General features: G+C 71.5%; 7 protein-coding genes. 3 read left to right on the forward strand and 4 right to left on the reverse strand.

What is annotated here, in order from left to right; translation table 11 throughout:
- Window positions 1–151 precede the first annotated feature (151 nt).
- Together recQ and BMZ45_RS19185 are read right to left on the reverse strand one after the other, a co-directional pair.
- Window positions 152–1963, reverse strand: a complete 1812-nt coding sequence (gene recQ, locus BMZ45_RS19180) for a DNA helicase RecQ (protein WP_091638129.1) — start codon at window positions 1961–1963, stop codon at window positions 152–154.
- A 256-nt stretch (window positions 1964–2219) separates the two neighbouring features.
- Entirely contained in the window at window positions 2220–2795 is a 576-nt protein-coding gene (locus BMZ45_RS19185) for a Dps family protein (protein ID WP_056182314.1), read from the reverse strand.
- Window positions 2796–2939: 144 nt separating this feature from the next.
- Here BMZ45_RS19185 and hrpA point away from each other — a divergent pair, with 144 nt between their 5' ends.
- Window positions 2940–7130, forward strand: a complete 4191-nt coding sequence (gene hrpA / locus BMZ45_RS19190; protein WP_254776699.1) for an ATP-dependent RNA helicase HrpA — start codon at window positions 2940–2942, stop codon at window positions 7128–7130.
- 128 nt (window positions 7131–7258) lie between these two features.
- On the opposite strand, the gene BMZ45_RS19195 is transcribed toward hrpA, so the two are convergent.
- On the reverse strand, window positions 7259–7765 hold the full coding sequence (locus tag BMZ45_RS19195; RefSeq protein ID WP_091638131.1) for a hypothetical protein: 507 nt from the start codon (window positions 7763–7765) through the stop codon (window positions 7259–7261).
- A gap of 425 nt (window positions 7766–8190) precedes the next feature.
- On the reverse strand, window positions 8191–8685 hold the full coding sequence (locus tag BMZ45_RS19200) for a hypothetical protein (RefSeq protein ID WP_091638132.1): 495 nt from the start codon (window positions 8683–8685) through the stop codon (window positions 8191–8193).
- A 76-nt stretch (window positions 8686–8761) separates the two neighbouring features.
- Here BMZ45_RS19200 and BMZ45_RS19205 point away from each other — a divergent pair, with 76 nt between their 5' ends.
- Both BMZ45_RS19205 and BMZ45_RS19210 read left to right on the forward strand, forming a co-directional pair.
- Entirely contained in the window at window positions 8762–10942 is a 2181-nt protein-coding gene (locus tag BMZ45_RS19205; RefSeq protein WP_091638133.1) for a RelA/SpoT family protein, read from the forward strand.
- A gap of 79 nt (window positions 10943–11021) precedes the next feature.
- Window positions 11022–12638 carry a hypothetical protein gene (locus BMZ45_RS19210; protein ID WP_254776700.1) on the forward strand — a complete coding sequence of 539 codons (1617 nt, stop codon included), beginning with the start codon at window positions 11022–11024 and terminating at the stop codon, window positions 12636–12638.
- The last annotated feature ends 455 nt before the right edge of the window (window positions 12639–13093 follow it).

The raw sequence follows: 13093 nt of genomic DNA on the forward strand, positions 1-13093 counted from the left end.
TTGCGCTGGAGGGTGGGGGTCGTGGTCGCGGCTTGCGCCGCTCCTACAGGGAGCGGGGAGAGGGGCGCGGTGCTTGGCTTGCGCCGCTCCTACAGAGGGGCGGGGCAGGTTGGTTGCGATGAGTGGTTTGCGCAGGCGGTGGTGGTGCGGCTCAGGCGTGGTCCAGCAGGTGTTGCAGTACGGCCTCGCCGTAGCGGTCGAGTTTGCTGGCGCCGATGCCGGGGATCTGCGAGAGGTCGTCGAGGTCGTCGGGTGCGGCTTCGGCGATCGCACGCAAGGTGGCGTCGTGGAAGATCACGTAGGCGGGCACGTTCTGTTCGCGCGCGGTGGTCGAGCGCCATTCGCGCAAGGCGTTGAAGCGCGCCAGCGAGGCCGGGTCGAGGTCGATCATCGGCGCCGCGGCGGCGCCGGCGCGCGGTTTGCGGCTGCGCGCGGTCTTGGGTTGTTCGGTGCGGAAGCGCAGGTCGCGCTCGCCGCGCAGCACCGGGCCGCTGTCGGCGGTGAGGCGCAGCGCGCCGTGGCGCTCGATGTCGGCTTCGAGCAGGCCGCCGGCGACGAGCTGGCGGAACACGCTGCTCCACTGGCGCGCGTCCAGGTCGCTGCCGATGCCCCAGGTGCTGAGGCGGTCGTGGCCGAACTTGAGCGCCTTCTCGGTTTCGACGCCGCGCAGCACGTCGATGACATGGCCGGCGCCGAAGCGCTGGCCGGTGCGGTACACGCAGGACAGCGCCTTGCGCGCGGCCTGGGTGCCGTCCCAGCTCTGCGGCGGGTCCAGGCAGTTGTCGCAGTTGCCGCAGGCGCCCGGGTGCGGTTCGCCGAACCAGCCCAGCAGCGACTGGCGCCGGCAATGGGTGGATTCGCAATAGCCGAGCAGGGCGTCGAGCTTGCGCAGCTCCAGGCGCTTGCGCTCTTCGCCGGCCTCGCCCTGCTGGATCAGCTGGCGCAGGTTGACCACGTCGCCCAGGCCGTAGCAAAGCCAGGCCTCGGCGGGTTCGCCGTCGCGGCCGGCGCGGCCGGTTTCCTGGTAGTAGCCCTCGATCGACTTGGGCAGGTCGATGTGGGCGACGAAGCGCACGTCGGGTTTGTCGATGCCCATGCCGAAGGCGATGGTGGCGACCATGACCACGCCGTCCTCCTGCAGGAAGCGGCGCTGGTTGGCGGCGCGCGTGGCCGCGTCCATGCCAGCGTGGTAGGGCAGGGCGCGGATGCCGGCTTCGACCAGTTGTTCGGCTACCGCGTCCACGCGCCGGCGCGAGAAGGCGTAGACGATGCCGCTGTCGCCGCGGTGGGCGGTCAGGAAGTCCAGCAGCTGGCGGGTGCCGTTGTCCTTGTGGATCACGCGGTAGCGCAGGTTGGGGCGGTCGAAGGAGCTGACGAAGCGGCGCGCGTCCTCCAGGTTCAGGCGCTCGGCGATCTCGCGCTGGGTCGGGGCGTCGGCGGTCGCGGTCAGGGCGATGCGCGGGATCTGCGGCCAGCGCTCGTGCAGGATCGTGAGTTCGCGGTACTCGGGCCGGAAGTCGTGGCCCCATTGCGAGACGCAGTGGGCCTCGTCGATCGCGAACAGGGCGATCGGGGCGCGGTCGAGCAGGGACATGAAGCGCCCGGTCAGCAGACGCTCGGGGGCCACGTAGAGCAGATCGAGCTCGCCGGCCAGCAACTGGCGCTCGACCTCGGCCGCGGCGGTCGCATCCAGGGTGGAATTGAGGAAGGCCGCCTGCACGCCTAGCTGGCGCAAGGCCTCGACCTGATCCTGCATCAGCGCGATCAGCGGCGAGACCACGATGCCGCAGCCGTCGCGCAGCAGCGAGGGCAGCTGGTAGCACAGCGATTTGCCGCCGCCGGTGGGCATCAGCACCAGGGCGTCGCCGCCCTCGCTGACGTGATGGACGATCTGCGCCTGTTCGCCGCGGAAGTCGGAATGGCCGAAGGTGCGGCGCAGCAGGTCGAGGGCGTGGTCTGACATGGCGCTAGTGTAACGAGCGCCGCCCTTATGGCCGCTAAGCGGATGCCGTGGCCCGCTGTAGGAATTCGCCGCGAGCGGTCCGGGGCGCGTTATCCGGGCCTGCGTCCGCTACCGGCCGACAGGGGCGACGAGGTCGGCCGCCATCGGTAGCTGCCCCTGTGGGAGCGGCGTGAGCCGCGATTCGGAGCGTCCGCGCAGCGGCGGTCCCGACCCGATCGCGGCTCACGCCGCTCCCACAAGGGGCTAGGCTAATCGCTTACTGCAGCAGCGAGCGCAGCATCCAGGCGTACTTCTCGTGGGTCTGCAGGCGCTGGGTCAGCAGGTCCTCGGTCGGGGCGTCGTCGACGTCGTCGGCCTGGTCGAGTACCTTGCGCGCGGTACGGCACACGGCTTCGTTGCCGACCACCAACTGGCGGACCATCTCGCGCCAATCGGCGGCGTCGCTCAGGCCCGGCTCCTCCGGGATCGAGCTCAGGCGCACGAACTCGGCATAGGAGCCCGGCGCGTTGAAGCCCAGGGCGCGGATGCGCTCGGCGATCTCGTCCAGCGCGGTCCACTGCTCGGTGTACTGGGTTTCGAACATCACGTGCAGGGCGTTGAACATCGGGCCCGTCACGTTCCAATGGAAGTTGTGGGTCTTCAGGTACAGGGTGTAGCTGTCGGCCAGGAAGCGCGACAGGCCCTCGGCGATCTTCTTGCGATCGGCCGGCGAGATCCCGATATCGATGGACGGCGCGCTGCTGCCCGGCGCGGGCGAGGCGGCCTGCGCCAGCGGCTTGGCGGCTTTGGTCTTGCTGGTCTTGCTCTTGTCGGGCTTGGTCGACTTGGCCATGGGGGGCTCTGTCCTTGTGTGGGGATGCGGATGGGTGGGAAAGGGCGCCGGATAGGGTTTTTCCGGCATTGCGACGACAATAGGCGCTGTCGCCGCCGATGTGAAATGGTTTGTGCCTAGCGCTGCGATGCAGACGATCTATCGATGAAGAACGAGTCCTCCAAACAATCACCTGCCGACGATGCTAGCGCCACGAACGCTAGCGCCGCGTTACGCCAGGCCCGGCGCGCCATCGATGGCGCGATGAGCCGCGACCGCGGCCGTCTGCACGGGCTGTGGTCGCGCTGGAGCGGCAAGCCCGCCGACGCGGCCGCGCGCGACGCGTTCGCGCAGGCCCTGGCGGTGTCGGTGGCGCAGCGCGAGGCGCGCGCCGCGGCCCTGCCCAGCGCGCCGGTCGAGGCCTCGCTGCCGATCGCGGCCGAGGCCGAGCGGATCGTGGCGCTGATTCGCGCGCACCCGGTGGTGGTGATCGCCGGCGAGACCGGTTCCGGCAAGACCACCCAGTTGCCCAAGCTATGCCTGGCGGCCGGGCGCGGCGCGGCCGGCATGATCGGCTGCACCCAGCCGCGCCGGATCGCCGCGCGCGCGGTGGCGCGGCGCGTGGCCGAGGAGCTGAACACTCCGGTCGGCGGCGCGGTCGGCTACCAGGTGCGCTTCAACGAGAACGTCGGCGAGCGCACCGCGATCAAATTCATGACCGACGGCATCCTGCTGGCGGAGATCCAGTCCGACCGCTGGCTGTCGGCCTACGACACCATCCTGATCGACGAGGCCCACGAGCGCAGCCTCAACATCGACTTCCTGCTCGGCTATCTGAAGCAACTGCTGAAGAAGCGCCCCGACCTCAAGCTGATCGTGACCTCGGCGACCATCGATACCGAGCGTTTCGCCGCCCATTTCGACAATGCGCCCGTGGTCAGCGTGGAAGGCCGCGGCTATCCGGTGTCGGTGCGCTATCGGCCGCTGGAAGGCGAAGGCGAGAGCGAGACGGCCGACGGGCGCGTGCGCGAGGCGCGCCAGGGCGAGCGCAGCGTCAACGACGGCATCGTCGCCGCCTGCGACGAGATCACCCGCGAGGACCCGCGCGGCGACGTGCTGATCTTCCTGTCCGGCGAACGCGAGATCCGCGACGCCCACCAGGCCCTGGAACGGCGCAAATACCGCGAGACCGAAGTGCTGCCGCTGTACGCGCGGCTGTCGGTGCGCGACCAGGACCGGGTGTTCAATCCCGGTCCGAAGCGCCGCATCGTGCTGGCCACCAACGTCGCCGAGACCTCGCTGACGGTGCCGCGCATCCGCTACGTGGTCGACCCCGGCCTGGCGCGGGTGAAGCGCTACAGCCCGCGCGGCAAGCTCGACCGTCTGCATATCGAGCCGGTCTCGCAGGCCAGCGCCGACCAGCGCAAGGGCCGCTGCGGCCGCATCAGCGAAGGCACCTGTTACCGGCTCTACAGCGAGGCCGATTTCGAATCGCGGCCGCGCTACACCGATCCCGAAATCCGCCGCGCCGCCCTGGCCGGGGTGATCCTGCGCATGCTCTCGCTGGGCCTGGGCAGCATCGACGGCCGCGCCGGCAAGCGCGCGGGCGAGGCCGACGCCGGCGGCGCGGCACGCATCATCGAGGACTTCCCGTTCCTGGAGCCGCCCGACAGCCGCGCGATCGCCGACGGCTGGCAGCAGCTGACCGAACTGGGCGCGGTCGACGAGCAGCGCCGCCTGACCGCGGTCGGCCGCAGCATGGCGCGCCTGCCGGTGGACGTGAAACTGGCGCGCATGCTGGTGGCCGCGCAGGCCCACGGCTGCCTGCGCGAGATGATCGCGATCGCCGCCTTCCTCGGCATCCAGGACCCGCGCGAACGCCCGGCCGATCAGCGTGGCGCGGCCGACGCCGCGCACGCCGAGTTCGCCGATCCGCGCTCGGAATTCGTCGGCATCCTCAAACTGTGGGAGGCCTACCAGAGCGCGCACGAGGAGCTGACCCAGTCCAAGCTGCGCAGCTGGTGCGAGAAGCACTTCCTGGGTTTCCTGCGCATGCGCGAATGGCGCGAGCTGCATCGTCAGCTCAAGCTGCTGTGCGAGGAGCTGGGGTGGGCGAGCGACCGCGCTCATGAGCCGCAGGCTGCGGCCGCGAGCGCCCGGCCACGGGCGAGCGGGCAGGACGATCCGCGAGCGCGCCTGTCGCGCCAGGGTGGGCAAGCGCGCAAGCCCGGCGAAGACGAGGCCGTCAGCTACGACGCCTCCGCCTACGCCACCTTGCACCGCGCGCTGCTGGCCGGTCTGCCCAGCCAGATCGGCCAGCGTGGCGACAAAGGCTTTTACGACGGCCCGCGCGGCCGCAAGTTCCAGCTGTTCCCCGGCTCGCCGCTGGCCAAGAAGCCGCCGCCGTGGGTGCTGGCCGCGACCCTGCTCGACACCGAGCGAGTGTGGTCGATGACCAACGCCGGGATCGAGCCGGATTGGGCGATCCAGGAGCTGCCGCATCTGCTCGCGCGCCGTTATCACGACCCGCGCTGGGCGCGTTCGCAGGGCCGCGTGGTCGGCAGCGAGCAGATCAGCCTGTTCGGCCTGGTGCTGGCGCCGAAGCGGCCGGTGCACTACGGCGCGCTGTTCCCGGAGGAGAGCCGCGCGATCTTCGCCCGCGATGCCCTGGTCACCGGCGAGATCAACACCCGCGCCGCCTTCCTGCAGCGCAACCTGGCCACGCTTGCGAAGGCGCTGGACGAAGAGGCCAAGCAGCGTCGCGCCGGCCTGGTGGTCGACGAGGAGTGGATGGCGCAGTGGTACCTGGACCGGTTGCCCGCGCAGATCCATAACGCGCAGGCCCTGGACGCCTGGTACGCCAAGTTGTCGGCTGCCGAGAAAGCGGCGCTGGAATGGTCCAATGCGGACCTGATGGTCGGCGGCGAGAGCGAGGCTGCGCGGTTTCCGCCTTATCTGCAGCTCGGCAACGCGCGCCTGGCGGTGCGCTATCGCTTCGAGCCCGGCGCGCCCGACGACGGCATGACCCTGGCGGTGCCGCTGCATCTGCTCAACGCGCTGGATCCGGCCCAGCTGTCGTGGCTGGCGCCGGGCTTCGTCGCCGACAAGGCGGCGGCGCTGATCAAGTCGCTGCCCAAGACCCTGCGCCGCAACTTCGTGCCCGCGCCGGACTTCGCCAAGGCCTTTCAGCAAGCGCACACCCAGCCCGAGGCCGACGATCTGGCCGGCGCGCTCGCGCGCTTCCTGCGCAAACTGACCGGCACCGAGGTCGCGGCCACCGATTTCGATCCGAGCGCGATCGAAGCGCATCTGCGCATGAACCTGCGTCTGCTCGATGCCGGCGACGACAAGAGCGGTGGACGCAAGAGCGAACCGCTGGTGCTGGCCGAGTCGCGCGATCTGGACGAGTTGCGCGCGCGCTTCGGCGAGCGCGCGGCGCGCGCGTTCGCGGCGCGGGCCGCCGACGGCCTGGGCCAGCGCGGCTTGCTGACTTTCCCCGAGCCACCGATCCCGGTCTCGGTGCCCGGCGCGGCTGGCGTGCCGGCGTTCCCGGCTCTGCACGACGACGGCGACAGCGTGTCCCTGCGCGTGCACGCCGAGCGCGAGGCCGCGCTGCGCGCGCATCCGGACGGGGTGCGCCGGCTGCTGGCGATCGCGCTGGCCGACAAGCTCAAGCAGGCGCGCAAGCAACTGCCGGTGTCGCCCAAGACCGGCCTGCTGTACGCGGCGATCGAATCGGCCGCGCCGCGCGCCGACGGTCCGCGCGACAGCGATCGTTTGCGCGACGACCTGGCCGGCGGCGCGCTGCGCTCGCTGCTGGGCGACGACGACGAATTGCAGCAGGTGCGCGATGCGGCCGCGTTCGAGGCGCGCCGCGAGGCCGTCGCGCGCAAGCTGTTCCCGGAAGCGATGGAGCGCTTGCGTCAGGCCGAAGTCATCCTGGGCGCGGTCGCCGAGGCGCGCGCCAAGCTGGAATCGCCGTTGATGGGCTGGGCCAGCGGCAACCTCGACGACATGCGCAAGCAACTGGCGACGCTGACCCCGCCGGGCTTCCTGCGCGAGGTGCCGGCCGAAGCGTTGCGCGAGTACCCGCGCTACCTCAAGGCGCTGGCGCTGCGCGGCGAACGCGCCCTGCGCGACCCGGTGCGCGACCAGGCGCGGATGCTGGAACTCAAGCCGTTCGCCGACGCGCTGGCGGCCGCGAACGCCGCCGGCCACGCCGGTTCGGCGGGCTGGCAGGCGCTGCGCTGGGACCTGGAGGAGCTGCGGGTGTCGCTGTTCGCGCAGGAGCTGGGCGTGCGCGGCGGGGTGTCGCCGAAGAAGCTGGCGAATCGGTTGGCGCAGTTGCGGGGGTGACGTTTCGGCGAAGCCTCGTGCGTCGCACCTACTCTCGCACCGGCGGCACAACGCCTAGTCGCTGGATCCCCGCTTCCGCGGGGATGGAGCACTGGCAAAGCCGCACGCTGCGCGTGCGGGTCATTGCCTCACTTGATCCGCTGCACCCTCGCCTTGGGCAGATCCTCATCCACCTGCAGGAACCAGCGCCCGCTCACGCCCGGCACCACCACGATCGCCGGCGCCTGCATCGGCTTGGGCAGCTTCAGGCTGCCCTTGAGCACGCGCCACTGCTGGCCGTTCTCCAGCGCGAACACGGTGCCCGGCGCCCACTGCGCGATTTCGCCGACCAGACGGCTGCGGATCGGGCCATCGCCGGCGCCTTCGAGCAGGCCGGCATCGTCGCGGCTGGGCGCGACGCTTGCGAACGCCGGAGCGGGAGCCGGCGGCGCGGCCGCGGCCTCGCGTTCGGCGTCCTCGCGCAGCAGGCGGTTGAGCAGGGCCAGCTGGGCGGGCGTGAGCGCGTCCAGGCCGGTCTCGCGCAATTGTTCGGGGCTGAGGCGGCGTTCGACGTTGCGGTAAGCGGTCTGCGCGCCGGCCAGGGCGGGCAGCAGGGCGAGCGCGAGCAGGAGGGCGGTGCGGTGGAATCGAGGCATGGATTCGGGCCTGGCGACAGCGGAGTCGGGTACAGGCGCGGTCGCCAGCCGGAGTAAGGCGGCAGCAGGCGGCGCGCTCAGGCCGCCCACACTATTGCGGTGGCGTGACAGTTTCTTGACACGGGTAACGGTGGCGGTGGCCACCACAGTCGGGATTGGAGCGCGCGGCCGTCGCGTTGCCGTTTGCTCGTCGTCTTCGCGAAGGCGGGGGAGGGCGCTCGCTGCGAGCCGCTGGTTCGCGCTCGGCCTGCAAGGAGTTACTTCAGCGCCATCCGGATACGGCGCGACTTGCCGCCCCGGCCCGAGCGCGTGGCGCTCGGGCGTTCGCGAATGCGCGAGCCCATGGCTGGCAAGCGCATCCGCTCACTCCGCCTGCGAGGGGCGAGGCAATGGCAAAGCCGTGCGCCGCGCGCACGGCCATGGCGTCACTTGGTGCGCTGGACCTTGGCGCGGGCGTTGTAGCCCTGCACCGACAGATACCAGACGTTGCCGATCAGGCCCGGATTGATCTTCACTTCCGGATTGCTGAGCTTCACGCCGGCCAGCGTGGCGTCGTCGGACTGCTGCCAGACCTGGCCGTTGTCGAGCGTGTACTGGCGGCCGCGGCCGAAACCGCGGAACTCGCCGCTGATGCGCGAGACGATCGGTTCGCTGGAGCCGCCGAAGTTGAAGAAACCGCGGTGTTCGGTCTCGATCACTTCCTTGGCGCTCTTGGCGGCTTTGGCGCTCTCGTCGCCGATCTTGCGGTTGAGCCAGTCGTTGAGGCGGGCCAGCTCCTCCGCGCTGAGCTTGTCCAGGCCCGCGGCCTTGAACTGCTCGGGCGTCATCTCCTGTTGGATCGGCGGCAGCGATTGGGCGAAAACGGCCAGCGGTGCCAGCGCGAGCAGGGTGGCGACGATCAGCGGACGGGTGCGGAGCATGTGCTGTTCCTCGGGTCGGTTGGCGGCTAGTGTAGACGCTCCCCCAAACCGCTTCGATCCCGATACGCAATCCGCGATGAACGCATCGCCTTCCGCCCCCACTCCGGTCCAGACCGCGCTCGCGCACGCCTCGGCGGCGGCGATCGCCGGTCCGCTGCGGCAGCGCCTGGAGCAGGCCGCGCAGGACCCGGCCGCCACGCGCGACGCGCTGGACGCGCCGCCGGTGGTGGCGGCCACCCTGGACGCACTGGGCCTGCTCGGCGCCGACGGCGACACCGTCGCGGCCGCGCTGCTGCATGCCTATCCGGGCTTGGCGGCGGCGTTGGGCGCGGCCTTGGACAAGCAATTCCCGGCAGTGGCCGCGTTGCTGGACGGCCAGCGCGCCGCCGCCCAGGTCTGGACCCTGCACGCCGAGCACGGCGCGCGCTCCGGCCACGAAGGCCTGCGCCGCTTGCTGCTGGCGATCGTGCGCGACCTGCGGGTGGTACCGATCCTGCTGGCGCGCCAGCTCGCGCGCATGCGCAACGCCGACGCCCTGGCGCCGGACGCGCGCCGCGAACTGGCCGCGCTGACCCGCGACATCCACGCCCCGCTCGCCAACCGGCTCGGCATCTGGCAGCTGAAATGGGAACTGGAGGACCTGGCGTTCCGTTACCTGGAACCGCAGACCTACCAGAAGATCGCGCGCCTGCTCGACGAGAAGCGCGGCGACCGCGAGCGCTACATCGAACAGGTCAAGCGCACCCTGCGCGGGGCCTTGGCCGCGGCCGGCCTGCAGGGCGCGGAGGTCGCCGGCCGGCCCAAGCACATCTACAGCATCTGGAAGAAGATGCAGCGCAAGGACGTGCCGATCGGCGAGCTCTACGACCTGCGCGCGGTGCGGGTGATGGTCGAGGATCTGGCCGCCTGCTACGCCGCGCTGGGCGTGGTCCACGCGCAATGGACGCCGATCCCCAGCGAGTTCGACGACTACATCGCCCGGCCCAAGCGCAACGATTACCGCTCGCTGCACACCGCCGTGGTCGGGCCGGAAGGCAAGACCCTGGAGGTGCAGATCCGCACCCACGACATGCACCGCCAGGCCGAGCTCGGCGTGGCCGCGCACTGGAAGTACAAGGAGGTCGGCAGCCAGGCCGCCGACGCCTCGTTCGACCGCAAGATCGCCTGGATGCGCAAGCTGCTCGACGCCCACGGCGAGGGCGGCCGCGACGGCGGCGACGCGACCCTGGCCGGCGAACTCGACACCGAGCTGGTCGAGGATCGGGTTTATGTGCTCACGCCCAAGGGCGAGGTGATCGACCTGCCGACCGGGGCGACGCCGCTGGACTTCGCCTACCACGTCCACACCGAGGTCGGGCATCGCTGCCGCGGCGCCAAGGTCGACGGCCGCATCGTGCCGCTGGACCACAAGCTGCGCAGCGGCGACCGCGTCGAGATCCTCACCGCCAAGACCGGCGAACCGCGCCGCGACTGGCTGGTCGCGGCCAACGGTTTTCTCGCCAGCGGACGTTCGCGCGACAAGGTCCGGGCCTGGTTCCACAAACTCGACCGCGCGCGCAACGAACAGGCCGGGCGCGAGCTGCTGGACAAGGAACTGCGCCGGCTCGGCCTGCTCGGCGCCGACCTGGCACCCGCGCGCGAACGCTTCAATCTGAGCAACGACGCCGAGCTCTACGTGCAGGTGGCGCTGGGCGATCTCGGCCCGCATCAGGTCGGGCGCGCCCTGCACGAGCACGAACGCGCCGCCGCCGCGCCGCCGCCGGCGAGCGGAGTCACCACCCTGGCGCCGGCCCCGCGCCGGCGCCCCAGCAAGAGCACCGACTTCACCGTCGAAGGCGTCGGCAACCTGCTGGTGCAGCTGGCGCGCTGCTGCCAGCCGCTGCCGGGCGAGCCCATCGTCGGCTACCTCACCCGCGGCCGCGGCGTCAGCGTGCACCGACCCGGCTGCGCCGCGTTCGAGCGCCTGGCCGCGGGCCAGCCGCAGCGCGTGCTGCCGGTGGAGTGGGGGCGCAAGGGCAGCGGCTACGAGACCGACATCGAAGTACTGGCGCTGGATCGCAAGTGGCTGCTCAAGGAAGTCACCAACCTGATCGCGCAAGGCAACGCCCATGTGGTCAGCATCCGCAGCGACGTCGAACGCAGCGGCGCGCGCGTGCGCCTGCGTCTGCGCCTGCGGGTGGCCGACTACGGCCAGCTCTCGACCCTGCTGGGCAAGCTGTCCTCGCTGCCCGGCGTGGAGCAGGCGCAGCGCTGCTGAGGCGTCTTCGGCGCCGCGCCATCCCGCGCCCGTCGCCACCGTCACTCAGACGCAGCCACGACGGGGCTATGCTTCGGCCGTGACGTCAGAACGCCCGCCCCGCAACGACCGCAACCCGCCCGCCGGCGCGCACGCGCCGGGTCCCGCGCCGACGCGGATCGAGCCCGAATTCGGGCGTTGGAACGAGCTGCGTTTCGATCGCCGCGAGCGCCCGCAGCGGCCGCCGGGCCCGCAGCCCTGGTTCGGCTGGGGCGCCGCCGGCGCGGTGATGCTGGTCCTGCTCGCGCTGGTGCTGCTGCGCCAGCCGCTGTCGGACCGGTTATGGCCGAATTCGCGCCTGCAGCAATTGCGCAGCGATGCCGCGCAGGCCCTGCGCGAAGGCCGATTGAGTTCCGCCGACGGCCGCGGCGCGCGCCAACTCTACGAGGCCGCGCTGGCCCTGGATCCGGACCGCGACGAAGCGCGCGCCGGCCTGACCCAGGTCGGCCAGGCCGCGCTGGCGCAGGCCGAACGCGCGATCGCGCAGCGCCGCTACGCCGACGCCCACGCCGCCCTCACCCTGGCCGCCGAGCTGGCGGTGCCGCGCGCCCAGGCCGAAGCGCTGGAGCGACGCCTGCGCGCGCGCGAAGCCGCCGACGCCGGCCTCGATCAGTTGCTGGCGCAGGCCGCCAGCGCGCGCGCGGCCGGCCACCTCGACGACGGCGAAAGCGCCGCGCTGCCGCTGTACCAGCGCGTGCTGGCGCTGCAGCCCGAGCGCGTCGAAGCCCTGGAGGGCCGCGAGGACACCCTGGCCGATCTGCTGCAGCAGGCGCGTCAGGCTCTGGCCCACGGCGATCTGCTGGCCGGCGCGGCGCGCATCCGCCGCGTCCAGGCCGCCGATCCCGGCCATAGCGAACTGCCCGACGCGCTGACCGACCTCGCGCGTCGCGCCGATGCCGGCCGCGGCGAGGCCGAGCGCGCGCTGCGCCGCGGTCGCCTGCCCGAAGCCGCCGCAGGCTATCGCGACCTGCTGACGGCGCTGCCCGAAGACGCCGCGGCCCAGCGCGGCCTGAGCGCGGTCGCGACGGCGTATGCGCAACGTAGCGAACGCCTGGCCGCGGATTTCCGCTTCGACGAAGCCGCTGCCGCCCTGCGCGAGGCCGACGCGATCGCGCCGGGGACGGCGGCGGTGAGCGAGGCGCGTCAGCACCTGGAACGCGCGCGCCAGTCGCGCAAGCGCCTGGGCGGCGAGCTGCCGGTCGCGCAGCGCCAGCAGCGTCTGCGCCGCCTGCTCGAGGAGGCCGCGGCCGCCGAGGCGCGCGGCGAACTGCTGGCGCCGCCCGGCGACAGCGCCTACGACAAGCTGCGCGCGGCGCAGGCGATCGCGCCGCAGGACCCCAAGGTGCGCGCCGCCGCGGGCCGTCTGCTGCCGGCGGCGCGCCGCTGTTTCGAGGACGAGCTGCGCGGCAACCGCCTCAGCCGCGCCGGAGAATGCCTGGACGCGCGCCGCGCGCTGGAAGGCGAGGGGGCGGCGCTGGGCGATGCGCGCCGGCGCTTGGCCCAGCGCTGGATCGCGGTCGGCGACGAGCGTCTGGGCGCGGGCGAGCTGCGCGCGGCGCAATCGGCGCTGGACGCGGCGCGCCGCTTGGACCCGGGGGCGCCGGGTCTGGACGACTTCGCCAGGCGCGTGCGCGCGGCTGCGCCTGGGGCGAACTGAGGGCGGCGCGGCTTTGCTTTCGTCGGCTTGTCACGAAAGTCAAAGATTCCGCCTGCTGCGCACCCGGGCTACCTTTTCTTGCTTCTGGCTCCCTCCTTTGAAAAAGGGTGAAACCGTGCGGCTTACGAACCGCAAGTTCGTGCACGGCTGAGCGCCGGCAGGCTCTTGCTCCTAGCTCCTCCTTTGGAAAAGGGTGAAGTCGCGCGGCTTACGAACCGCAGGTTCGTGCACGGCTGAACGCCAGCAGGCTCTTGCTCCTAGAGCTCCCTCCTTTGAAAAAGGAGGGTTGGGGAGGATTTGCTTTTGCTTTGCTTTCGTCTTTTCTGACCGAAGGTCAAAGGCTTCCGCCTGCTGCGCATGCGGGTCACTTTCTCTTGCTAGCCCAAGAGTCCGTCTGGATTCCCTTCGGTCAAAAGTAACCAAAGAGAAGGGCTAGCGTGACCAAACCTCCCCTG

Origin of the sequence: Lysobacter sp. cf310, from assembly GCF_900114355.1 — a bacterium.
Lineage (GTDB): Bacteria > Pseudomonadota > Gammaproteobacteria > Xanthomonadales > Xanthomonadaceae > Lysobacter.

Coding starts and splice junctions, on each gene's coding strand:
- BMZ45_RS19185 (WP_056182314.1), bottom strand. CDS start 2,795: ATGGCCAAGTCGACCAAGCCCGACAAGAGCAAGACCAGCAAGACCAAA.
- BMZ45_RS19200 (WP_091638132.1), bottom strand. CDS start 8,685: ATGCTCCGCACCCGTCCGCTGATCGTCGCCACCCTGCTCGCGCTGGCA.
- BMZ45_RS19205 (WP_091638133.1), top strand. CDS start 8,762: ATGAACGCATCGCCTTCCGCCCCCACTCCGGTCCAGACCGCGCTCGCG.
- recQ (WP_091638129.1), bottom strand. CDS start 1,963: ATGTCAGACCACGCCCTCGACCTGCTGCGCCGCACCTTCGGCCATTCC.
- hrpA (WP_254776699.1), top strand. CDS start 2,940: ATGAAGAACGAGTCCTCCAAACAATCACCTGCCGACGATGCTAGCGCC.
- BMZ45_RS19195 (WP_091638131.1), bottom strand. CDS start 7,765: ATGCCTCGATTCCACCGCACCGCCCTCCTGCTCGCGCTCGCCCTGCTG.